This window comes from Sphingomonas sp. (genome assembly GCF_039594485.1).
GTDB lineage: Bacteria > Pseudomonadota > Alphaproteobacteria > Sphingomonadales > Sphingomonadaceae > Sphingomonas.
In genome coordinates, this window is sequence record NZ_JBCNNI010000005.1 from 1 (window position 1) to 21903 (window position 21903).

The window sequence follows — 21903 nt, forward strand, 5'->3', positions numbered from 1 at the left end:
TGGCGGCCGAACGCCCGACCAGATATACTTCGCACAGCCGCTTCTCGCAGCGGCATGATCAACCAGCGGCAATCCACTTATTCACGCCGCGAGCCTGTGCAGACAAACCGAGCCACCTCTAAAAGCAACCTGCGAGACCATCTCTCAGCTGACAAGTTGGCCTTTATCATGGCGGCTGAAGCCCTAGCGGCCGAAAGGATCGCCGAAGAGGGACGCGCAGGTAATCAATCTTGTGCGGAAGCGAGTGCTCTTAGCGCCTCCGCGCTGCGAGCGGCAATATCGGCGGATAGGAAGAGCCGCCAGCCCAAATTGATGTAAGCAGCCAATTAGTTTGTTGCGCGGGCTGGTATTTCCGGCCCGCGCAACCGTCTCAGCCTATTCTGGCTTGATGAGATTGTTCTTGCATTGACCGGCGGCGCAATTCGCCCACCACCATTCGTACCAATAGTTCGAATACCCTGACGGGTCACCTTCGTTCGACCCAAGATGCTTACCCTCGCAGGCCCTTTGGCATCGAGAGGTAAATTGCCCAGGTGCGTACCCCGTCGCCTGTTGCGCGCCCTGAAGGCATCCAGTGACGCACGTTTGGTAAGCATCGATATCTTGAGCTGACGCCTGCCCCGCGAAAGAGAAAAAGGAAACAATTGGCAAAGCGCAGCAAAGGCGCGAAACAAAGCGCTTCATCATCAATACTCCCATAGAGAATCAGCATTGCAATACTTGAACGGACGGCAGTGGGCGTCAATCAAATTCAGCGCCGCATAACGATTAAACTATGATAATAAATAGATTTTTGGTTGCGTTCTTTACTCTAGTGGAACTGCACATCGGGATCCCCAGCATAGCGCGCCCTGTTGCACATCAGATCGCCCCCATCACGTAGCGGATCGCGCCCCAGGCGGCGGCTATCATCGCTGAGACGATCAGAACGCTAAAGCCGGCTAGTTCGAGCCATAGCTCGACCCGCTCCCATCGGGCCGGCGGCGGCTTATTCTTCCGACGGACAGGGAGCGGGGCAGATCGGCGGTCACAGCGCAATGGGTGCGTATGGGGAGGGGAGGCGTACGACGCTGTCAGTCGATGATTCTGTCCACCAGCGCTAGTATTACAAGTCGATGGATGCCGCAGATGCCTAGGCGATCTCAGTGCAGGCAATTTTTTTGGGGGCACGGGCGGGGGCACCCATCGTTATGGGGCCTATTTGAATCGCAGAAATTAGCCAAATATGCTCCTAATCATGGTAGGCGGCGGACCCACCACGGGGTTGTTTCAGGGCGTCGCAGCGTGTCTCACGCCCTTGCTAAACCACAGAAATTCAGGTGCGAAAGCGTCGCGAGGTGTCTCACCTCGTGCCCCCCGTATGTCCCGCCCATCGGGGACATCGTGCCGCTGACCGATACGCCGCGCCGAAAAGCGCAAGGGGCCGAGAAGGATTACGCGCTTGCCGATCCTGCCGGGCTGTCCCTGTCCGGGGCGTCGACAAGGCAAATGCCGGACACCCGAACAGGGACAGCCACTCAGATTAAAATGAAGACCAATCGTCTTCGGCGGGCACCGCGTTGCTCTGCGTCATGGGAATCGGCTTGGCGCGCGGGCGGGGGACTGATGCCGCCGGACGGGTGTGGAGCTTGTGGACGTTCGCGGTCATCGCATTAGCCGATTGCCCGATCTGGAAACGCGCGATCTGACGTGCCAGGCCATCGGCTTCGGACGCAAGGCCGCGCGCTGCCGCAGTGGCTTCCTCGACCATCGCGGCATTCTGCTGGGTCACGACGTCCATTTCACCGACGGCCGTATTGACCTGCTGGAGCCCGGCCGACTGCTGTTCGGCGGCATCGGAAATCTCGCCGACCAATGTGCTGACCTCGACGATCCGCCCGATGATGCCGGTCAGGGCCTGGCCCGTTTCACCGACGAGGCGCACGCCCTGGGCAACCTGTTCGGACGATGCGTTGATCCGGTCCTTGACGTCCTTGGCGGCATCCGCCGAACGCTGCGCCAATGCGCGGACCTCCGAGGCGACGACGGCAAAGCCTTTCCCTGCGTCTCCGGCGCGGGCGGCTTCGACCCCCGCGTTCAGGGCCAGCAGGTTGGTCTGGAACGCGATGCCGTCGATGACGGCGATGATGTCCGAGATCTCGTTGGACTGACGTTCGATGCCGTCCATGGCTTCCACGGCGTTGCGGACGATCTCGCCGGACTGTTCGGCCAGATTGCGCGCGTCGCGCGCCGCCGCGTTGGCGCTCGCCGTTCGTTGCGCGGTCGCGCGCATCGTGGCGGTGATCTCTTCCATCGCGGAGGCCGTTTCCTCGAGGCTGGCCGCCTGCTGCTCGGTCCGCATGGACAGATCGTCCGAGGCGGTGCGGATCTCGCCCGCGCCGCCGTTAATGCCGGCGACCGCCGTCGATACCTGCGACAGCGCATCCTGCAATGCTTCGGCCGCGGCGTTGAAATCGGTCTTCAACTTGGCAAAGGGCCCGGTCAATTCGGCGTCGATCCGGGTCAGCAGATCGCCCTTGGCAAGCTGCGAAAGCCCCTGTCCGATGCTGTCGACGATGAGGGTCGTCTGTTCGGCCTTCGCCCGTTCGGCCGCCGCCAGCTGGTCGCGGAACTGGGCCATGGCCTTGGCCAGGTCACCGACTTCATCGAGCCGATCGGAGTCGGGCACGGTGACCCCCATATTGCCGGCCGCCAATTCCCCCATCGCGTCGGTCATCTTGTTCAGAGGCGTGGCGATCTGACGGATCAACAAGGTCAGGAGCGCGATGGTGAGCGCGATCGCCGCCAGGATCATCAGGACGGTAATCAGCCGTCCGGTCTGTGCCGTTTCCGTGGCCTCGGCACGGGCTCTGTCCATCGCCGCCGTATAGGCATCCTCGGCCCGGCCCAATGCGGCGTTCTGCGCGTCATAGTCCTTGACCTCCTGCAAGGCGCTCGCCTGCGCTGCGTCGGTCTCGTTACGGTTCGACAGTTCGATGGTCTTGGGCAGGTGTTCGGTATAGCGCTGCCAGATCGGCCCGAATTCATCCATCGCGACTTTGGCGGTGGGATCCTGCTCCAACACCTTCACCTTGGAAAGCGACTGGTCGATCAGGTCCAGTGACGCATGCATCGCCTTGTAGTGCGCCGCCATCGTCTCGGGCGACGTGCTGACGATGTGGGTCATTTCCTCGGCGCGGACGTTCGAGGTCTGCGTGTCGATGCTGTGGGTCAGCTTTTGCAGCCGTGCCAGCCGGGAGGCGATGTCAGCGGTTCCTGCGCTCAGGGCATTCTGATTGCGAATGGAAAGCCCGCCGACGACCAGCAGGGCCATCAACAGGATTGCAAAGCATGCTATCAGTTTGGAGCTGATCCGCAGGTTTCTCACGATAGTCTCCCGACGCTTGGTGGCAGATCACGGACGGGCTGAACGTCCGCGCATTGCCACGATCGGTAACTGATATCTGTTAATAGAATGCATTGCGGGGGGCGTTCGGGGGCGGCGCGGGGCACCCCAGCTATGAACGCCGAAAGGTGTTTCCGCTGCGGCAGACCGCTTCCGCAGGAAGGCGGCCGGGGCTAAATCCGACGATCGGGTCATGGCCAACGGGCGATGACGAGATCGCAAGCGGGCCGATGCTGGCGCTTATCGAGAATGCGTTCGGCTGCCTCGCGCACCTCGACCCTATGCTCATGTTGCAGCCCAAGGGAGATGTTGCCGAGCAGTTCTCGAAAGGCGGATCACCCCGCTGATCAAGTCGCTCCGCCCCGTTGCTGAATGGGCGGAGCGACCTGCTGTCCGACAGGCCGGTTGGCCTGACCCGATCGCTATCGATCCAGATTGCTTGCGAAATGCTGAACAGCAGTCGCGGCGCCGACAAAAGAATATCGACAATGACCGAACCAGCGAGGTTCACCGCCTTGTGGGTGAGGCTTGGCGTGCGAGAAACGCCGGGATCTGCGAACAATCCGACCATCATGCGCCGAACCAAGGCAATCGGGGCCAAGGTGCCGGGATGGTGCTCAATGCGGACGGCGTGCCCTGGTGGCGCCGCCTGGTCGAGACGTGCATCGGCGAGGCGGGATTGACGCCGCCAACCGATCGGTGTGCGGGAGCGCCCTGGACCGATGGCGTCAGAAACGGCCTTCACAGGCGGACGGGCGATATGGGAAGCTTACGCAGCCACCCGGAACCCGGCGGGATGCCGGGTTCGGCCCCATCATGACAAGAACAGATGCTTCGCCAGCCGTGACGCGCCAAAGGCGATACCGCCGACCGCCAACCAGCTCAACATCGCGCCGAAGGTCAGGATCAGCAGGCGATCGAGCGGCGAAACTCCCTGTTCTTCCATGGTCGTGCGATCCTCTCCAGCCGGTCTTTGCGCCGGGATGAGGCAAATATGCGCCAAAACGGGCTGGTAAGCAAACCCATTCTTCAAATGAGGGTGATCGACAGAGTGCATAATGTCGATACCCTGATTTTTATCATGTGGTGCGATCGGGGCCTTGGCGGGGGCGTGGACCGGGTCGGGGACGCTGTCATGTTGCGCCGCTCCCGGCGGCTTGTCAGAGAGGTGGCATGACGACGGAGCCATCATGACCGATCCGACGGCCACCCCGCCCGCGACGCGTCGCGCCTATCTGTCCTGGGCGCTACGCGGCATGGCGGCAGGAGCCGCGGCGCTGATCCTGCTGCTGCTGTTCGGCTTGCTGGTCGACCGCTGGCCCTTTCCCTGGGACCGCGCGATCCTGACCGGGCTGCGCGCTTATGGCCCGTCGCCGGGACTGATGCGCGCGGCGGTGGACATCACCGCACTGGGCAGCGTGACGGTGCTGATCATGATGGTCGCAGGGGCGGCGCTGCTGCTGCTGGCGCGGGGGCTGTGGCTGACGGCCGCCGCGACGGCGGCGGCGGGGATCAGCGGTGGTGCGATGGTGACGCTGATCAAGCATATCGTCGCGCGGGCGCGGCCCAATCTGGTGCCGCACTGGGTCGATGTCTCCAATGCGAGTTTCCCCAGCGGCCATGCCGCGGGCAGCGCGATGGTCTATCTGACCCTTGCGGCGCTCGCGACCCAGGTCACGCGGACCCCTCGGGTGCGTCTTGCCACCGTGGCGCTGGCGGTGCTGCTGGTCGGGGTGATCGGCGTCAGCCGGGTCTATCTGGGCGTGCACTGGCCGTCGGACGTGGCGGCGGGCTGGTGCTTCGGCACGCTCTGGGCGCTGAGCTGGTGGTGGGCGACGGCGGCCGCCCGCGCGTCATGGGGCGCCGAGCGCCAATAGCGTCCGCGCGGCCTTCAGATGCGGTGCGTCGACCATCCGCCCGTCAAGCTGCAACGCACCGGCCCCCGGATGGGCCGCGAACAGGTCGACGATTGCCTGCGCCCGCGCCAGTTCCTCGGCCGAGGGGGTGAAGGCGGCGTTGATCACCGGCACCTGTGACGGGTGGATCGCCATCATGCCCGTGAAGCCGTCCCGCCGCCCCCGCGCTGCATAGGCGGCCAGCCCGTCGGCATCGCGGAAATCGGGATAGACCGTCTCGATCGCGGCGACACCCGCGGCATGCGCGGCGAATAAGGTCATCGCCCGCGCCAGTTGATAGGGCGCGGTATAGCCGCCATCCGCTTCGCGCGCGGTCGTCGCGCCGATCGCGGCGGGCAGATCCTCGGCCCCCCAGGTCAACCCGGCCAGCCGTTCGCTCGCCCCCTGATACTCGCCCAGCCGGAACATGGCGGCGGGCGTCTCTGTCACGATCGGCAGGATGGCGATGTCGCCCGCCAGATGGCATTCCAGCGCGGCGAGGCTGCCGCGCCCCTCTGCCTTGGGCAGGACGATGCCGTCGGGGCGGGCGGGGAGGATGGCCGTCAGGTCGTCGATCGCCAGCGGCCCGTCGATCGGGTTGATCCGCACGAACAGCCGCACGGACCCGTCGCGCGGCTGGCCGAGGAAGCGAGCGACCTCCTGCCGCGCGAGGGGCTTGGTGTCGGGGGCGACCGCGTCCTCCAGGTCGAGGATCAGTGCATCCGCGCCCACACCCAAGGCCTTGGCCATCCGGTCGGGCCGATCGCCCGGCACGAAGAGGAGCGAGCGTAGCCGCATCGCCTCAGCGGCCCATCTCGGCCAGCTTGCGCTCCCAGGCAAGGGCGTCGCGGACGATCCCGTCCAGGTCGTCCCGCTCGGGACGCCAGGGCAGGGTGGCCAGGATCGCGCTGTTGTCGGCGACCAGCTCTGCGGGATCGCCCGCACGGCGGCCCTCCATCCGGCGCTCGATGCTATGGTTGGTCACCCGGTCGACGGCATCGAGCACTTCGAGGACCGAGAAGCCCCGGCCATAGCCACAGTTGAGCGTGTGGCTCTCGCCCGGTCGATCGACCAGCAGCTCCAGCGCGGCGACATGCGCGGCGGCCAGGTCGGAGACATGGATATAGTCGCGCACGCCGGTTCCGTCGCGGGTCGCGAAGTCGGTGCCATAGACGCCGACGGCGTCGCGCTTGCCGATCGCGGCTTCGACCGCGATCTTGATGAGGTGGGTCGCCCCCACGGTCGACTGGCCCGATCGGCCCTGGGGGTCGGCGCCCGCGACGTTGAAGTAACGCAGCGCGCAATAGTTGATCGGATGCGCGGCGGCGACGTCCTTCAGCATGATCTCGGTCATCAGCTTGGACATGCCGTACGGGTTGATCGGCGCCTTGGGGTCGTTCTCGGCGACCGGCACCTTTTCGGGCGTGCCATAGGTGGCGGCGGTCGAGGAGAAGATGAAGTGCGCCACGCCCTCGGCCACCGCGCTCTCGATCAGCGAGCGGCTGGCGGCGGTGTTGTTGCGGTAATATTTGAGCGGGTCGCTGACCGACTCGGGGACCACGACCGAACCAGCGAAGTGCATGATCGCGCGCACACCATGGTCGCGGATCGCGGCGCGCACCTTTTCGTCATCGGCGACGTTCGCGACGACCAGGCTTGCGCGGGGATCGACCGCCCAGTCGAACCCGGTGACCAGATTGTCGAGCACCACGACTTCATAGCCCGCATCGAGCAGCGCCAGCACGGCATGGCTGCCGATATAACCGGCCCCGCCCGTGACCATCACCTTGCCGTCGATCGCTGCCGTCATTTTTGTCCCCAATGCTTGGATTGCCGTGGCCTAGCGCCATCCTATCTAAGCACACAAGATGACAAGGAGATTCCCGATGACCGAATATGTCACGCTGGCCGGCGGATGCTTCTGGTGCACCGAGGCGGTGTTCAAGGACGTGATCGGCGTCGAATCGGTCGAGAGCGGCTATATCGGCGGCACCCTGCCCAATCCGACCTACAAGCAGGTGTGCGGTGGCGACACGGGCCATGCCGAGGCGATCCGTATCGGCTATGATCCGCAGCAGCTGGCGCTGGACGATCTGCTGGACATCTATTTCGCGACGCATGACCCGACGCAGCTTAACCGGCAAGGCAACGACGTCGGCACCCAATATCGCTCCGCGATGTTCCCGGCGGATGCGGAGCAGGAAGCGGCGATGAAGGCGGGGCTGGCCCGCGCGCAGGCGGGGCTCGACAAGCCCGTCGTCACCACCATCGAGCCGATGGCCGAATGGTATCCGGCCGAGGATTACCACCAGGATTATTGGGAAACCTCGGGGCGGTCGAACCCCTATTGCATGGCGGTCATCCCGCCCAAGCTGCAGAAGTTGCGCAAGAGCTTCGCCGCGCGGTCGCGGGCGGTGACCGCATAATTCCGCCTGGGCGCGGCCGGAGCGTGGGCTTCGACCGCGCCCGGTGCGAACGGAGGGCGAAAACCGTCCCTTTCGAATCCTACCGTGTCGCGGCGCGCCGCAGCCGGTCGTTGATCGCCGCGCCGATCCCCTCCGCCGGGATCGGGGCGACGGCCAGCCGCGCGCAATCGCTCGCATCGGCGCGATGCAGGGCGTCGAACAGCCGCGCCGCCGCCTCCACCGGGTCGCCACGGGTCGACAGCGTGTCCTGTCCCATGATCGAACCAAAGCCGATCAGCCATTCATCCGCCGCTGCCATCGTCGCGTTCAGCCGCAGCGGCTTGGCCGGGGCATAGTGGCTGGCGAGCTGTCCCGGCGCGGTCACGATGGCGGGCGCATCCGGTCCCTGTTCGACCTGGCCCAGAACGCCGGCGAGCATCTCCGCGGTGACGGGGCCGGGGCGCAGGATGGTGCGGCCCGCGACGATCGTCGATTCCAGCCCCGCCTCGGTCGCGCCGTCGTCCAGGATCGGTACGCCGGGGCCCAGGCTGGCGCGGACATGGGTGGCACGGGTCGGGCTGATCCCCCCGCTGGCATTGGCCGAAGGGGCGGCGAGCGGACGGCCGGATCCGGCCAGCAGATCCTGCATCGCGCGGTGGCGCGGCACCCGGATCGCCACCGTCGGCAAACCCGCCGTGACCAGTGAGGCAATGCCCGCCTCCGGCCGGAGTGGCCGCACCAATGTCAACGGACCCGGCCAGAACGCCTCTGCCAGCGCCAGTGCATCGGCATCGAACGTCGCCAGTTCCCGCGCCGCCGCCAGGTCGGGCACATGCACGATCAGCGGATTGAACGACGGTCGCCCCTTGGCGGCATAGATGCGCGCAACCGCGCCCGCGTCGGTGGCATCGGCGGCCAGACCATAGACCGTCTCGGTCGGCACCGCGACGATTCCGCCCGCCCGAATCACATCCGCCGCCGCGCGGATCGCGGATGGAGCGTAAGGCAGCGTCGGATCGTCGTCGGGAAAGCGCATGGTGGAGCGAGGCCATAGCGGCTTGGAGGGCATGACATAAGACCGAACGCACGCACCCCTTCGACAATCGCCGCACCGCATCCTATCTGCGGGCCATGTTCGATCTCGATTCCTATCTCGCCCGTATCGCCCTTCCGTCGCGCGTGACCGTCGATGCCGAGGGCTTGGCGCGGCTGCAACGGGCACATCGGCTGGCGATCCCGTTCGAGAATCTCGACGTGCGGCTCGGCCGGGCGATCGCGATCGACAGCGCGAGCGTCTTCGCCAAGCTGGTGACCGCCAAGCGCGGCGGTTACTGCTTCGAGCAGAATCGGCTGCTCCTGGACGCGCTGGCGGCGCATGGCTTTGCCGCCCGGCCGCTGCTCGCGCGGGTCTGGCTGCGGGCGACCGATGTGCCGGGGATGACGCATAGCTTCAGCCTCGTCCATATCGATGGACAGGATTGGATCGCCGATGCCGGTTTCGGGGGCAGCTATCTGCCGCCCATGCCGCTGATCGACGGGGCGGAAGCGCAGGGGCCCGATGGCGCGCGTTTCCGTCTGACCCGCGATGCGCAGCATGGCTGGATGCTGCTGCGCGACGGGCATCCGGGCCATACCGATGGCCGCTCGGCGGGCGAGGGGTGGGAAGCCCAGTACAGCTTCACCACGGATCATGTCTGGGACGCCGATCTCGCCCTGGCCAATCACTGGACCTCGACCGCGGCGGACAGCCGCTTTCGGCAGGCCAATATCGTCAGCATCATCCTGCCCCGCGGTTTCGCATCGCTGACCGACCGGCATTACAGCCGCCGGGTGGGCGAGGATCAGAGCGCCGCGACGATCACCGATCCGCGTGTCTATCGGATGCGGATGAGCCTGATGTTCGGCATCGACCTGACGCCCGAGGAAACTGCCACGCTGTTCGCCGAATAAGCGAATCGGCCGATGGCGATGCGGTCGTGGCCCCATGCGTCATGCGTGGCATGGGGCTCGACGGTGGGGTAGCGGCATGCGTCGGTTCGGCACGACGCGCGGCGATATGGACGAATCGGCCCTGTTTACCGGCATATCGCTTGACCTGGGCGTTGGGGAAGGTCGGATCGGGCCCTTGCCTCAAGGCATGCGAAAATAAATTCGCCTGATAAAAATCTAGATAGGTCAAAGATTTGTATCTGCAATCCTTTGCAGAAACTGATCGGAATGGGCAGATGGTCGTGACGGCCTCGTTATGATTAAGTCCGATTTTACCAATGACGCGTATAACTCGCTCTGCACGTAGGGGGGTTACAGAAAATGGCCAAGATTGCCGCCACGGTTCCCTAGTTTGGGAACGACCGAGCCGATGATGACCGGATTGGTCGGCTCTTTACGCCCGGACTGATATTTCCAGCTCGACCGGATTGCTTTTCCTCGGCGGGGGATTCCCGCGCCGCCAAATGCCTCATGCAAGGAATATATGATGCCGATCACCACGGTGACGGCAGCCGAGGACGCTTGCCTGCCGACCATCGGGTCGCTGGCGGCGGCGCTGAAGGCTGCCATTCTGCCAGACACGCAGGTCCGGCTCGATCTGTCGGCCGTCGCAGGCCCGGACCTCAGCGTGGTCCAGATCGTCCAGTCGGCGCGCATTACCGCGGAGCGGGTGGGGTGCGATTTCGCGCTGACCGCGCCCGTCGGCGATCGGCTGCGCGCGCTGCTGCACCGCGCGGGCTTCGTGCCCCATCCCCATCCCGACCATGCTCCCTTCTGGTTCCACGGAGACACCGCCCAATGAGCGCTTCCATTCTGACCGTTGACGACAGCGCGAGCCTGCGCATGGCGATCCGCATCGCCCTGACCGGCGCGGGCTATGCCGTGACCGAGGCCGCCGATGGTGTGGAGGGCCTGGCCAAGGCGACCGCGACGCGGTTCGACCTGATCGTCACCGACCTGAACATGCCCAATATGGACGGACTGGAGATGATCCGCGCGCTGCGCCAGCAGCCTTCGCAGGCGGGGGTGCCGATCATCTTCCTGACCACCGAATCCGATGACGCGATGAAGGCGCAGGCCAAGGCCGCGGGCGCGACGGGCTGGCTGGTCAAGCCGTTCCAGCCCGAACAGTTGATCCGCGTCGCGCAGAAGGTCCTGGCGCGATGAGCGGCGAGGATCCGACGGCCGCCTTTCGGATCGAGGCGGGCGAGCTGCTCGAACAGGTCGAACAGGGCCTGCTCGACCTCGGTCACCGGCTGGACGATATGGGTCTGGTCAACGCCGTGTTCCGGGGGCTCCACACGCTGAAGGGCTCGGGCGCGATGTTCGGCTTCGATGCGCTGGCGTCCTTCACCCATCATTGCGAAAGTGCGTTCGACCGGGTGCGCAAGGGCGACGTGCCCGCGACGCCCGAGCTGGTGTCGGTCATCCTGTCGGCGGGCGACCATATGCGGGCGCTGGTCGAGGGCGATGCGCCTGAGGCCGAGGGACAGGCGATCCTGGCGCGGCTGGCGGCGGCGGTCGACGCGGCGGCGGGTGGTGGTGCGTCCGCGCCGGCCACGGTGGCGGCGAAGCAGGGCTGGTCGCTGTTCTTCCGCCTGCCGCCCGATGCGATGGCCAACGGTACCAATCCGCTGGCGCTGCTCGATGAGTTGCGCGCGCTGGGCGAGACGACGATCGTCGCCCGCGTCGACGAGGTGCCGCCGCTCGACGTGCTGATGCCGGCGCACTGTACCATCGCCTGGGACTGCACGCTGATCGGCGACATTTCGCGTGAGGCGATCGAGGACGTCTTCCTGTTCGTCATGGACGATATGGAAATTCGGATCGAGCCGCTGTCGGTCGAGGCGAACGAAGGGGTGGTCGAGGAGCCGGTCGTGGTGGATCGGGATGAACCCGAAGCCGCCCCGGTCGCGGCCCCGGTCGCCGCGAACGACACCGCCGCCCGCACCCCGGCGGCGCAGGCCCGTGCCCAGGCCGAGCATGTCCGTGTTCCCGCCGAGCGGCTGGACGAGTTGATGGACCGTGTCGGCGAGCTGGTCATCGCGCAGAGCCGCCTGTCGCAGCTGGCGAGCCATGGCCATGACCTGAGCCTGCGCTCCGTCTCCGAGGAGATCGAGCGGCTGGCGGGTGAGATGCGCGACACGATGATGGTGCTGCGCATGGTGCCGGTCTCGACGCTCTTCGGCCGTTTCCGTCGCCTGATCCACGATCTGGCGAACGAGACCGGCAAGGCGATCGAGCTGGTGACCGAGGGGGAGACGACCGAGGTCGACAAGACCGTGATCGAACGCCTGTTCGACCCACTCGTCCACATCATCCGCAACTCGTGCGACCATGGCCTGGAAAAGGCCGAGGACCGGATCGCGGCGGGCAAGTCGGCCAGCGGCCTCATCCGCCTCAGCGCGCATCAGGCCGGCGGCGAGGTGCTGATCACCATCACCGACGACGGCCGCGGCATCGACCGCGAACGCGTCCGCGCCAAGGCGGAGGCCAATGGCCTGATCCAGCCGGGGCAGGTGGTCAGCGAGGACGAGCTGCTCGGCCTCATCTTCCATCCCGGCTTCTCGACGGCGGCACAGGTCACGAACCTGTCGGGCCGGGGCGTCGGCATGGACGTGGTCAAGCGCACGATCGAAAGCCTGCGCGGCTCGATCGACGTGAAGAGCGTGTCCGGCCAGGGATCGACCATCACGCTGCGCATTCCGCTGACGCTCGCGATCATTGAAGGGCTGCTCGTCCGGGTGGGCGAGGGGCGCTATGTCATCCCGCTCGCGGCGGTCGAGGAATGCCTGGAGCTGTCGCTGGAGGAGGATCTGCGCTCGCGTGGGCGCAGCATCATCACGTTGCGCGAGCGACTGGTGCCCTTCCTGCGCCTGCGCGACCTGTTCGACACCGGGACCAGGCCCGACACCTATCAGAAGATCGTGGTGGTCGGCACGGGGGCGGAGCGGGTCGGTCTGGTCGTCGATCAGATCATCGGCAACCACCAGACGGTGATCAAGGCGATGTCGCCCTTGCACCGCAATGTCGCCGCCTTTGCGGGCGCGACGATCCTCGGCGACGGCTCGGTCGCCCTGATCCTCGACATCGCCCAGCTCATCGCGCTGAGCCAGCCCAGGGAGGAGCGGCGTCTGGCCGCTGGATAAACCCATGCCCTATCACAAGATACCCAATTGGACGCCCGAACACGGCCTTGAGGTCCTGACCTTCGGACTGGGCGGAGAGACCTTCGCGCTGGAAGCCGGGATCGTCGCGGAAATCCTCGACGTTCAGCCGATCACCGCGGTCCCCGGCGCCGATCCGCTGGCCGCCTCGGTCATCAACTTTCGCGGGCGCATCGTGCCGCTGGCCGATCTGCGCGGCGCGTTCGGGATGGAGGCGAAGGCCAACACCGCCGACAGCCGGATCATCGTCATCGAACTGGCGCTGGACGGAACGCCCATCCTGATCGGCCTGATCGCCGACCGCGTCAACGAGGTCACCGTGCTGCACGCGGGCGATGCCGAGGAGGCACCCGTCATCGGCATACGCTGGCCGCGCGACCATGTCCGCTGTCTCGTCCGGCGCGAGGGGGACGTCGTCGTCCTGCCCGATCTGCCGACGCTGTTTTCCCGTCTCACCGCCACCGCGGTCGAGCCGGTGAGCCTTCACTGATTTTGACCCGACATCTCATCCATCTCTGCGGGGGGACCCTAACACATGCGAGCAACGATCAAAATGAAAGTGGCGGCCAGCTTTGCCGTCATCATTGTCCTGATGCTGGCCGTCGTCGGCGTCGGCGTCATCAAGATGAGCGCGTTGAACGCCGCCATCACCGAGGTCATCGCCGGGCCGTCGAAGCGGCTGGAAGTGGCGCTGCGCGTCAATGAGCGGATGAACAGGACGCTGCGCTTCGAAAAGAACATGGCGCTGACCGAGGACGAGGCGCTGACCCAGAAGTTCGATGCCGAAGACATCAAGGCGCGCAACGAAGCCCGCGAACTGATCGCGACCGGCATCAGCATCGCGACCGCCGATGGCAAGCCGCGCTGGATGCAGGTCCAGTCGCTGTTCGATCAATATGTGCCGGTCAATGACCAGATCCGTCGCCTCGCCCTGGCCAACAAGAATGCTGAGGCGGGCCAGATCTCGATCACCAAGTCGCGGGAAATCGCCGGTGCCATGAGCGAGCAGCTCGACCAGGTCGTCGGTATCGCGCAGGACGGCATGAAGCAGGCCGATGCCGACACCAACGCGCAATATGCCAATGCGCGCAACATCCTGTTCCTGACGGCGGGGCTGGCGCTGCTGATCGCGGTGGCCGGTGCCCTCTGGATCTCGCGCCTGGTTTCGCAGGGGCTGCACAAGGTATCGGTGGCGCTGGATGCGGTGGCGATCGGCGACCTCGATCAGGACGTCACGGTAAAATCGAACGACGAGATCAAGGATCTGGTCGAAACCGTCAACCGCATGACCGGCGCGCTGCGGGAAAGCGCACAACTGGCCGATACGATCGCCTCCGGTGACCTGACCGTCAACCACAAGCCGCTGTCGGACAAGGACATGCTGGGCCACGCCCTGGTCTCGATGGTCGAGCGTCTGCGCGGTGTGGTGGGCGATGCGACCCAGGCGGCACAGAATGTCGCGGCGGGCAGCCAGCAGCTTTCCTCCTCGTCGGAGCAGGTGAGCCAGGGTGCGACCGAGCAGGCGGCGGCGGCGGAAGAGGCTTCGGCCTCGATGGAGCAGATGGCGGCCAACATCAAACAGAATGCCGACAACGCGACCCAGACCGAGAAGATCGCGCGTCAGTCGTCGCAGGATGCCGAGATCAGCGGCCAGGCTGTCGACAAGGCGGTCGTCGCGATGCGCACCATCGCCGAGAAGATCGGCATCGTGCAGGAGATTGCGCGCCAGACCGACCTGTTGGCCCTGAATGCGGCGGTCGAGGCGGCACGGGCCGGTGAACATGGTCGCGGCTTCGCGGTGGTCGCCGCCGAGGTCCGCAAGCTGGCCGAGCGCAGCCAGACGGCGGCGGCCGAGATCAGCGGCATGTCGTCCGACACCGTCACCGCCGCGACCCAGGCTGGCGAGATGCTGACCCGGCTGGTGCCCGACATCCGCCGTACCGCCGAACTGGTTGCCGAGATCAGCGCGGCATGCCGCGAACAGGATATCGGCGCGGTCCAGATCAACGAGGCGATCCAGCAGCTCGACAAGGTGACGCAGCAGAACGCGTCGGCGTCCGAGCAGATTTCGTCCACCTCGGAGGAACTGGCCAGCCAGGCCGAGGAACTGCAGGAAAGCATCGCCTATTTCCGGGTCGAGCAGGCCGGTCGTGGGGGTGCGGCGCGTTCGACGGCGGTGCGCAAGGCGGCGTCCACGACCGCCAAGTCGCGTTCACCACGCGCTGGTACAGTCGCCGACCAGCAGGCCCGGGTGCGGGGCTTCGCGCTCGACCTGACCAATGGCGGCCCCGACGGCGAGGACGCCGAGTTCGGGCGAGCGGCATGAGCGCGCTCGACAAGGACATCCAGGTCGTCGTCTTCGGTCTGGGGGCGGAGGAATTCGCTCTCCCCGTGACCACGGTGCGCGAGATCCTGGATCATCGTCCCGCCTATCGGGTGCCGAACGCGCCCGGATGGTTCCTGGGGCTGACCGATGTGCGCGGATTGTCCGTGCCGATGGTCGACCTGCGGGTCCGCCTGGGCCTGGCGCCGGCCGAGGCGACGCTGACCACCCGTATCCTGGTGGTCGACGTGGCCGGGGAGGGCGGCGAGCCGGTTTCGCTGGGGCTGGTGGTCGACCGGGTGCTGGACGTCAGCACGTTCGGCGCCGACGCGATCGAGGGATCGCCTGATATCGGCGGCCGCTGGCGGTCCGAACAGATCGAGGCGATCCTGCGGCGCGGTTCCGGCTTCGTCGCCTTGCTCGATCCGGCCCGGCTGTTCGGGCCGGGTGATGAGGCGTTGACGGCGCTCGACCTGACGGCGTGACCGTCATCGTCATCGGCCGCCCGACGCGGCGGCCGATCCTTTCCCTTCCGGCGAGATTGGAACCGGCCCCTTGAGCAAGCTGGCCCGCGCGGCGGACACGAGCGACACCCTTCGGCCACGCGACTTCGATCGCCTCGCCGCCTATATCTATAACGAATGCGGCATTCGCCTGCCGCCGGCCAAGATCACCATGATCGAGGGGCGGCTGCGTCGTCGGGTGCGGGCCCATGGCCTGAGCAGCCTCAGCGATTATTGCGGATGGCTGTTCCAGGACGCCCATATGGAGGGCGAGCGCGAGCATCTGCTGAACGCGGTCACCACCAACAAGACCGATTTCTTTCGTGAGCCCAAGCATTTCGATTATCTGACCGGCTCCGTCCTGCCGCGTCTGCGCGATGAAGGGGTGCGGCGGATCCGGGTATGGAGCGCAGCCTGCTCGACGGGGGCCGAACCCTATACGCTGGCGATGCTGCTCGATGCGTTCGCCCAGGATAAGGGCGGGCCAGATTACGGCATTCTCGCCACCGATCTGGACAGCGAGGTGCTGAAGACCGCGCGGCGCGGCGTCTATCCGGCGGCGATGCTCGATCCCGTGCCGGCCAGCCTGCGCAACCGCTATGTCATGCGGTCGAGCGATCCGGCGCGCAGCGAGATGCGGATCGTGCCGATGCTGCGTTCGGCGATCGGATTCGGCCAGTTGAACCTGATGGACGAACGCTATCCCGTGGGCGATCCGATGGACATCATCTTCTGTCGCAACGTCCTGATCTATTTCGACAAGCCGACCCAGGAAAAGGTCGTGCGGCGGCTGACCGAATGCCTGCGGCCCGGCGGCCTGATCTTTCTGGGCCATTCGGAATCGATCGCGGGGATGAACCTGTCGCTTCGTCCCGTCGCCAACACCGTATTCGAACGGGTCTGAGCCGATGAAGACAATCCGCGTCCTCGTGATCGACGACAGCGCCAGCGTTCGCGAGGCGATGACCACGATCCTGTCCGCCGATCCCGACATCCAGGTGATCGCCGCCGCCGCCGATCCCTTCGCCGCCGCGCGCTACATCCAGGAGGAGGTGCCCGACGTCATCACGCTGGACGTGGAAATGCCGCGGATGGACGGCATCACCTTCCTGCGCAAGCTGATGGCGCAGCGCCCGGTGCCGGTCGTCATGTGCTCCTCGCTGGTCGAGGAGGGGTCGGAGACGCTGCTCCAGGCGCTGGAGGCGGGGGCGGTCGACGTGATCCTGAAGCCGCGCGTCGGGGTCGCCGACCATCTGGCCGAGGCGCATGCGATGATCCGCGAGACGGTGAAGGGCGCGGCCAAGGCCCGGCTGGGCGCGCGGCGATCGCTGCGCGCCACGTCCCCGACCCGGAAGCTGACCGCCGATGCGGTCCTGCCGCCGCCGACCGGCCGCGCGATGAGCCGCACGACCGAGATGGTGGTGTGCATCGGCGCCTCGACCGGCGGGACCGAGGCGCTTCGCGAGGTGCTGGAGGCGCTGCCCGCCAATTCGCCGGGCATCGTGATCGTCCAGCATATGCCGGAGAGCTTCACCCGGGCCTTTGCCCGTCGCCTGGACGGGCTGTGCCAGGTCGACGTCAAGGAGGCCGAGGACGGCGACACGGTGATGCGCGGCCGGGTGCTGATCGCCCCTGGCGGCCTGCGCCACACCATGCTGGAGCGGCAGGGCGCGCGCTATGTCGTGGCGGTCCGCGAAGGGCCGCTGGTCTCGCGGCACCGTCCCTCGGTCGATGTGCTGTTCCGCTCCGCGGCGCGCAATGCGGGCGCCAATGCGGTCGGCATCATCATGACCGGCATGGGCGACGACGGCGCGCGCGGCCTTTTGGAAATGAAGGAGGCGGGGGCGCGCACCTTCGCGCAGGACGAGGCGACCTCGGTCGTGTTCGGCATGCCCAAGGAGGCGATCGCGCGCGGCGCCGCCGACAAGATCATACCGCTGGGCCACGTCGCCCGCGAACTGCTGCACGCTACGGCACGCTAAGAAGGGAATTCCCAATGTTGATGGCACGGATCGATCCCGTCTCCGCCAATCCCGCTGCCCCGCCGGAAGGGTTCGGCGTCGCCGAGCTGGCCGATCTTCTCCAGGGCCGGATGAGCGGGCTGGAGGCCGATTTCCGCGAAGCCGGGGAGACTTTGGCCTCCGCGATCGGGATCATCGACGGCATGGCGGAGGGTGTGGCGACGATCCGCCAGTCGCTGTCCCCCGAAACGGCGGGCGTCGCCGTCACACGGCTTCGCGACGTCGCCTATCGCCTGATCACCCTGCCGGTGATCCAGACGCGGCGCGCGGTCGAGGTGGAGACGCTGACCGGGCGCACCCGCGAACTGCGCGAATTGCTGAGCGAGGTCGGCACCATCCTGAAGCTGCTCGGCATCTATGGGATGAACATCAAGATCGCCTCTTCGGGTGAGGCGGCCTTTTTCAACTTCGTCGTCGGCATGGATGAGAAGCTGGCCAGCGGTCGGCTGGAACTTCGTCATATCGAACGCCAGCTCAACCAGTTCGGCCAGGTGGTCAACGACGTGCAGGGCGCCGACCGACTGCTGGCCACCGAGTGCGCCCGCGCCGGGGCGACGGTTCCGGCCGAACTGACCGGCAACGCCAACGCGCTGCAGGATCATGTCCAGTCAGTGATGCGCATGACCGACGAGGTGGCAGGCATCATGCGGACCGTGCAGGGCGAAGTCGCGCGCATCCTGGGCGCGATCCAGATCGGCGACAGCGTTCGTCAACGGACCGAACATGTCATCACGATCCTGCGCCGCACCGTGCCCGGCCAGACGGGTGAGGCGGCGCTGCCGGATGTCGTCGTCGCGCACATGGCCCGACTGGTCGCCGCCCAACTGGATGCGATGGCCGATGATTTCGGACGCGAGATCGGTGCGATCGTGACCTCGCTCGAACGTCTGGGTCCGTTGGCCGAGCATCTGCGCAACCTGCTCGGCTCGCATGGCGGCGACGACGGGCAGTTGCTGGTCCGGCTGGAGAACGACATCGCCAAGCTGGGCGCGGTGACGGACAAGCTGTGCGATGCCGACGTCCATCTGGCCGAGCTGACCGTCTTCGTCAGCCGGACGCTGGCCGAACTGACCGAGGGGTTGGGGCGTATCCGCAACATCGCGGTGAACGTGCAGGACATCTCGACCAACACCCAGCTTCTGTGCCGGCGGCACGGCGTGCTGGGCCGGGCGGTCGCCGTGATCGCCAAGGAGGTCGCCCCCTGCGCCTCCCGGCTCGACCAGTTGAGCCTGGCGGTCGGTCGGTTGATCGGGGTGCTGGCCGCGATCGATCTGGTGCAGGACGGCCTGGCGGAGGGCGCACGCGGCACGCGCGGGGCATTGAACGACGCGCTGGTGGTGGTCCGGGCGGCGTGCGAAAGCTCCGACTTGGCACTGGCCAAGGGCGGCGGCGATGCCCACCGCATCCTGGCCTCGCTGGAATCGACCGCGAGCGACCTGAGCGAACAGGGCGCCTTTGCGGATATGCTGGCCAGTGCGGCGCACGGCCTTTCGCTCTATGCCGATCACCTCGCCCCTACCACCGGCGCGACCGATCGGACCGTGGAGGAGCAGGCCGCGCTGGCCGACATGCTGACCTGGGCGGCAGGGCTCTACACCATGGCGTGCGAGCGGGTGATCCATGCGGACTTCCTGCCGCCGGAAATGGCGGCGCTGGTTCCGCCCGTGGTGGCGGCGGTGGCGTTTGACGATGACGATGATGACGGCCTGTTCTGAGGTCTGAGGGCGCCCGTTGCGGCTCCGGTCGGGGCGGGCGCATCTTGCAGAAAGTTCACCGACCCGACGCGAAGCCAATCGCGGACCCGTTCGTTTCGCTCTTGCAGCATGGCAGGACAGGGGGGCTCCCGCGTCCTGCACCCAGGCAAGAGAAGGACGCCAGATGGCCGAGACGATCGCCGATCTTTTGAACCGCACCCTGGTCGAGGCGGGTGTCGAGCGGATCTGGGGGGTGACGGGCGACAGCCTGAACGCCCTGAATGATTCGCTGCGCAAATCGGGCAGCATCGCCTGGATGCATGTCCGCAACGAGGAAGCGGGTGCTTTCGCCGCCGGGGCCGAGGCGGCGGCGACCGACAGGCTGGCGGTCTGTGCGGGCAGTTGCGGGCCGGGCAACCTGCACCTCATCAACGGTCTGTATGACTGTCACCGCAATCACGTCCCCGTCCTGGCGATCGCCGCGCATATCCCGTCGAGCGAGATCGGCCTGACCTATTTTCAGGAAACCCATCCCACCGAGCTGTTTCGCGAATGCAGCCATTTCTGCGAGATGGTGCAGGATGCGCGACAGATGCCCGAACTGCTCCATCGCGCGATCCGCACCGCGATCGGCCAGCGCGGCGTGGCGGTGCTGGTCATCCCCGGCGATGTCGCCTTGCAGAGCGCGCCCGAGACGCGCCGCGTGCCCTTCCCGGCGCTCGCCGCCCCGCGTCTGGTGCCGGATGCGGCGACGCTGGGCCAGGTCGCCGCGCTGCTCAATGGCTCGAAGGCGGTGACCCTGCTTTGTGGCGCGGGCACGGCGGGCGCGCATGACGAGGTGGTCGCGCTCGCCGCCGCGTTGAAGGCGCCGATCGTCCATGCCTATCGGGGCAAGGAATGGATCGAATATGACAATCCCCATGATGTCGGGATGACCGGCCTGATCGGCTTCTCCTCGGGCTATCACGCGATGATGGACTGCGACACGCTGCTGATGCTGGGCACCGATTTCCCCTATCGCAATTTCTATCCCGAAAAGGCGAAGGTGGTGCAGGTCGATCGTGATCCGGGCGCGCTGGGTCGCCGCGTGCCGCTCGATCTGGGCGTGGTCGCCGATGTCGCGGAGGTCGCGCGCGGCCTGCTCCCGTTGATCGCGCCCGAGCGGGACGGCCGGTTCCTCGACAAGGCGCGGGCGCATTATCGCGATGCGCGAAAGGGGCTGGACGACCTCGCCACCCCGCGCGACGGGGACAAGCCGCTTCATCCGCAATATGTCGCCAAGCTCGTTGACCGGATCGCGGCCGAGGATGCGGTCTTCACCGCCGATGTCGGCACGCCGGCCGTCTGGGCCGCCCGCTATCTGACCATGAACGGAAAACGGCGGCTGATCGGGTCGTTCAACCATGGATCGATGGCCAATGCGCTGCCCCAGGCACTGGGCGCGCAGGGGGCCTTTGCCGGGCGACAGGTGGTGTCGCTGTCGGGCGATGGCGGGCTGACCATGTTGATGGGCGACATGCTGACCGCGGTGCAGATGAAGCTGCCGGTCAAGATCGTCGTGTTCAACAACGCCTCGCTCGGCTTCGTCCAGATGGAGCAGAAGGCGGCGGGCTATGTGGACACCAATGTCGCGCTTCAGAATCCCGATTTCGGGGCGATTGCGCGCGAAATGGGCTATTTCGGGGTTCGCGTCACCCGTTCCGACGCGCTGGAGGCCGCATTGCGCGAGGCGTTCGCCCATGACGGTCCCGCGCTGGTCGATGTGGTGACGGAGACGCAGGAGCTGATCATGCCGCCCAAGATCCAGGCCGAACAGGTGAAGGGCTTCAGCCTTTATGCCGCCCGCGCGGTGCTGAGCGGGCGCGGGGACGAGGTGATCGAACTGGCGCGCGCCAACCTGTTCCGGTGACGCCGCCGCCCGCCCTGCGATCCTGGGTCACGGCCAATGTCTCGCGTGAGGGCACGGTCCGCGCCATCGCCTTCGTCGCGCGCTGCACCGGCGCGGCGGTGCTCGCCTTTGTCATCGGGGTGCGCCTGCAACTCGATCATCCGGTCTGGGCGAGCGTGTCCGCGCTGGTGGTGTCGCAGGACACGCTGGGCGACACGCATCGGTCGCTGACCTGGCGGATCGCCGCGACGGGGGTGGGGGCGCTGGTCGCCGTCCTCGTCGCCCTGGCGATGCGGGGCGCGGGACCGGTCGCGACGCTGGCGGTGGCAGTGGCGATCACCGCCGGCATCGCCCGGATCCGCACCGAATTGCGGGTGGGCATGTGGACCTCGGTCATCGTCCTGCTGACCGTGCCGCCGGGCGGATCGATCATTGGCGTGGCGCTGGCCCGCTCGGTCGAGGTGCTGCTTGGCGTTCTGATCGGTGCGGGACTGCACTGGGGCACCGAACGATTGCTCTTCCGCCGGACGGATTGATCCGGCAGTCTTAACTGTCGGACAAATGAAAAGCCTTCCTGCTCGTCGGCAGCGCGCGTTCGTGACGATCTCCGAAATAATTTGCGATTCTCCGCCA

20 protein-coding genes are annotated in these 21903 nt (G+C 66.5%); 14 read left to right on the plus strand and 6 right to left on the minus strand.

The window, feature by feature from the left end:
- Positions 1 to 1522: 1522 nt before the first annotated feature.
- Both ABDV78_RS03090 and ABDV78_RS03095 read right to left on the minus strand, forming a co-directional pair.
- The gene (locus tag ABDV78_RS03090) at positions 1523 to 3367 is read right to left on the minus strand and encodes a methyl-accepting chemotaxis protein (protein ID WP_343525728.1); all 1845 of its coding nucleotides are present in this window, start codon (positions 3365 to 3367) and stop codon (positions 1523 to 1525) included.
- An 832-nt stretch (positions 3368 to 4199) separates the two neighbouring features.
- Positions 4200 to 4577, minus strand: a complete 378-nt coding sequence (locus ABDV78_RS03095; protein ID WP_343525729.1) for a hypothetical protein — start codon at positions 4575 to 4577, stop codon at positions 4200 to 4202.
- Here ABDV78_RS03095 and ABDV78_RS03100 point away from each other — a divergent pair.
- Entirely contained in the window at positions 4576 to 5262 is a 687-nt protein-coding gene (locus ABDV78_RS03100; RefSeq protein ID WP_343525731.1) for a phosphatase PAP2 family protein, read from the plus strand. The genes ABDV78_RS03095 and ABDV78_RS03100 overlap by 2 nt on opposite strands.
- Here ABDV78_RS03100 and ABDV78_RS03105 read toward each other — a convergent pair.
- Both ABDV78_RS03105 and galE read right to left on the minus strand, forming a co-directional pair.
- The gene (locus ABDV78_RS03105; RefSeq protein ID WP_343525732.1) at positions 5239 to 6078 is read right to left on the minus strand and encodes a CoA ester lyase; all 840 of its coding nucleotides are present in this window, start codon (positions 6076 to 6078) and stop codon (positions 5239 to 5241) included. The genes ABDV78_RS03100 and ABDV78_RS03105 overlap by 24 nt on opposite strands.
- Positions 6079 to 6082: 4 nt before the next feature.
- Positions 6083 to 7090 carry a UDP-glucose 4-epimerase GalE gene (galE, locus tag ABDV78_RS03110; RefSeq protein ID WP_343525733.1) on the minus strand — a complete coding sequence of 336 codons (1008 nt, stop codon included), beginning with the start codon at positions 7088 to 7090 and terminating at the stop codon, positions 6083 to 6085.
- A gap of 76 nt (positions 7091 to 7166) precedes the next feature.
- On the opposite strand from galE, the gene msrA reads away from it, so the two are divergent.
- Positions 7167 to 7706, plus strand: coding sequence for a peptide-methionine (S)-S-oxide reductase MsrA (gene msrA / locus ABDV78_RS03115; RefSeq protein WP_343525734.1), 540 nt, complete (start codon positions 7167 to 7169; stop codon positions 7704 to 7706).
- 79 nt (positions 7707 to 7785) lie between these two features.
- Here the strand turns inward: msrA and ABDV78_RS03120 are convergent, their stop codons facing one another.
- Positions 7786 to 8721, minus strand: coding sequence for an L-threonylcarbamoyladenylate synthase (locus tag ABDV78_RS03120; protein WP_343525735.1), 936 nt, complete (start codon positions 8719 to 8721; stop codon positions 7786 to 7788).
- 95 nt (positions 8722 to 8816) lie between these two features.
- On the opposite strand from ABDV78_RS03120, the gene ABDV78_RS03125 reads away from it, so the two are divergent.
- A complete protein-coding gene (locus ABDV78_RS03125; protein WP_343525736.1) occupies positions 8817 to 9635 on the plus strand; it encodes an arylamine N-acetyltransferase in 819 nt (272 codons plus the stop codon).
- A 351-nt stretch (positions 9636 to 9986) separates the two neighbouring features.
- Here the strand turns inward: ABDV78_RS03125 and ABDV78_RS03130 are convergent, their stop codons facing one another.
- Positions 9987 to 10175: a hypothetical protein gene (locus tag ABDV78_RS03130; protein WP_343525737.1), complete on the minus strand. Its 189-nt coding sequence runs from the start codon at positions 10173 to 10175 to the stop codon at positions 9987 to 9989.
- Between ABDV78_RS03130 and ABDV78_RS03135 the strand changes: the two genes are divergently transcribed.
- The 11 genes from ABDV78_RS03135 to ABDV78_RS03185 all read left to right on the plus strand — a co-directional run bounded on the left by ABDV78_RS03135 (position 10159) and on the right by ABDV78_RS03185 (position 21806).
- Complete coding sequence (locus ABDV78_RS03135) at positions 10159 to 10476, plus strand: STAS domain-containing protein (protein WP_343525738.1); 318 nt, start codon at positions 10159 to 10161, stop codon at positions 10474 to 10476. The two genes, ABDV78_RS03130 and ABDV78_RS03135, sit on opposite strands and share 17 nt — an antisense overlap.
- Entirely contained in the window at positions 10473 to 10841 is a 369-nt protein-coding gene (locus ABDV78_RS03140; RefSeq protein ID WP_343525739.1) for a response regulator, read from the plus strand. Before ABDV78_RS03135 ends, ABDV78_RS03140 begins: the two co-directional genes overlap by 4 nt.
- On the plus strand, positions 10838 to 12823 hold the full coding sequence (locus ABDV78_RS03145; protein WP_343525740.1) for a chemotaxis protein CheA: 1986 nt from the start codon (positions 10838 to 10840) through the stop codon (positions 12821 to 12823). Before ABDV78_RS03140 ends, ABDV78_RS03145 begins: the two co-directional genes overlap by 4 nt.
- Positions 12824 to 12827: 4 nt before the next feature.
- Complete coding sequence (locus tag ABDV78_RS03150) at positions 12828 to 13331, plus strand: chemotaxis protein CheW (protein WP_343525741.1); 504 nt, start codon at positions 12828 to 12830, stop codon at positions 13329 to 13331.
- A 45-nt stretch (positions 13332 to 13376) separates the two neighbouring features.
- Complete coding sequence (locus ABDV78_RS03155) at positions 13377 to 15167, plus strand: methyl-accepting chemotaxis protein (protein ID WP_343525742.1); 1791 nt, start codon at positions 13377 to 13379, stop codon at positions 15165 to 15167.
- On the plus strand, positions 15164 to 15649 hold the full coding sequence (locus tag ABDV78_RS03160) for a chemotaxis protein CheW (RefSeq protein WP_343525743.1): 486 nt from the start codon (positions 15164 to 15166) through the stop codon (positions 15647 to 15649). The genes ABDV78_RS03155 and ABDV78_RS03160 overlap by 4 nt, the downstream gene beginning before the upstream one ends.
- Before the next feature lie 70 nt (positions 15650 to 15719).
- Positions 15720 to 16571, plus strand: a complete 852-nt coding sequence (locus ABDV78_RS03165; RefSeq protein WP_343525744.1) for a protein-glutamate O-methyltransferase — start codon at positions 15720 to 15722, stop codon at positions 16569 to 16571.
- A 4-nt stretch (positions 16572 to 16575) separates the two neighbouring features.
- A complete protein-coding gene (locus tag ABDV78_RS03170) occupies positions 16576 to 17649 on the plus strand; it encodes a chemotaxis response regulator protein-glutamate methylesterase (RefSeq protein ID WP_343525745.1) in 1074 nt (357 codons plus the stop codon).
- Between the two features lie 20 nt (positions 17650 to 17669).
- Positions 17670 to 19403, plus strand: a complete 1734-nt coding sequence (locus ABDV78_RS03175) for a hypothetical protein (protein ID WP_343525746.1) — start codon at positions 17670 to 17672, stop codon at positions 19401 to 19403.
- Between the two features lie 163 nt (positions 19404 to 19566).
- Complete coding sequence (gene poxB / locus ABDV78_RS03180; protein WP_343525747.1) at positions 19567 to 21291, plus strand: ubiquinone-dependent pyruvate dehydrogenase; 1725 nt, start codon at positions 19567 to 19569, stop codon at positions 21289 to 21291.
- Positions 21288 to 21806 (plus strand): FUSC family protein, encoded by a 519-nt coding sequence (locus tag ABDV78_RS03185; protein ID WP_343525748.1) that lies wholly within the window; start codon positions 21288 to 21290, stop codon positions 21804 to 21806. The genes poxB and ABDV78_RS03185 overlap by 4 nt, the downstream gene beginning before the upstream one ends.
- The last annotated feature ends 97 nt before the right edge of the window (positions 21807 to 21903 follow it).

What these genes read in the sequence shown, in the direction of transcription:
- ABDV78_RS03170 (WP_343525745.1), top strand. Translation starts at nt 16,576, where the DNA reads ATGAAGACAATCCGCGTCCTCGTGATCGACGACAGCGCCAGCGTTCGC.
- ABDV78_RS03100 (WP_343525731.1), top strand. Translation starts at nt 4,576, where the DNA reads ATGACCGATCCGACGGCCACCCCGCCCGCGACGCGTCGCGCCTATCTG.
- ABDV78_RS03155 (WP_343525742.1), top strand. Translation starts at nt 13,377, where the DNA reads ATGCGAGCAACGATCAAAATGAAAGTGGCGGCCAGCTTTGCCGTCATC.
- ABDV78_RS03095 (WP_343525729.1), bottom strand. Translation starts at nt 4,577, where the DNA reads ATGATGGCTCCGTCGTCATGCCACCTCTCTGACAAGCCGCCGGGAGCG.
- ABDV78_RS03120 (WP_343525735.1), bottom strand. Translation starts at nt 8,721, where the DNA reads ATGCGCTTTCCCGACGACGATCCGACGCTGCCTTACGCTCCATCCGCG.
- ABDV78_RS03105 (WP_343525732.1), bottom strand. Translation starts at nt 6,078, where the DNA reads ATGCGGCTACGCTCGCTCCTCTTCGTGCCGGGCGATCGGCCCGACCGG.
- ABDV78_RS03140 (WP_343525739.1), top strand. Translation starts at nt 10,473, where the DNA reads ATGAGCGCTTCCATTCTGACCGTTGACGACAGCGCGAGCCTGCGCATG.
- galE (WP_343525733.1), bottom strand. Translation starts at nt 7,090, where the DNA reads ATGACGGCAGCGATCGACGGCAAGGTGATGGTCACGGGCGGGGCCGGT.
- ABDV78_RS03125 (WP_343525736.1), top strand. Translation starts at nt 8,817, where the DNA reads ATGTTCGATCTCGATTCCTATCTCGCCCGTATCGCCCTTCCGTCGCGC.
- ABDV78_RS03145 (WP_343525740.1), top strand. Translation starts at nt 10,838, where the DNA reads ATGAGCGGCGAGGATCCGACGGCCGCCTTTCGGATCGAGGCGGGCGAG.
- ABDV78_RS03160 (WP_343525743.1), top strand. Translation starts at nt 15,164, where the DNA reads ATGAGCGCGCTCGACAAGGACATCCAGGTCGTCGTCTTCGGTCTGGGG.
- ABDV78_RS03175 (WP_343525746.1), top strand. Translation starts at nt 17,670, where the DNA reads ATGGCACGGATCGATCCCGTCTCCGCCAATCCCGCTGCCCCGCCGGAA.
- ABDV78_RS03135 (WP_343525738.1), top strand. Translation starts at nt 10,159, where the DNA reads ATGATGCCGATCACCACGGTGACGGCAGCCGAGGACGCTTGCCTGCCG.
- poxB (WP_343525747.1), top strand. Translation starts at nt 19,567, where the DNA reads ATGGCCGAGACGATCGCCGATCTTTTGAACCGCACCCTGGTCGAGGCG.
- msrA (WP_343525734.1), top strand. Translation starts at nt 7,167, where the DNA reads ATGACCGAATATGTCACGCTGGCCGGCGGATGCTTCTGGTGCACCGAG.
- ABDV78_RS03150 (WP_343525741.1), top strand. Translation starts at nt 12,828, where the DNA reads ATGCCCTATCACAAGATACCCAATTGGACGCCCGAACACGGCCTTGAG.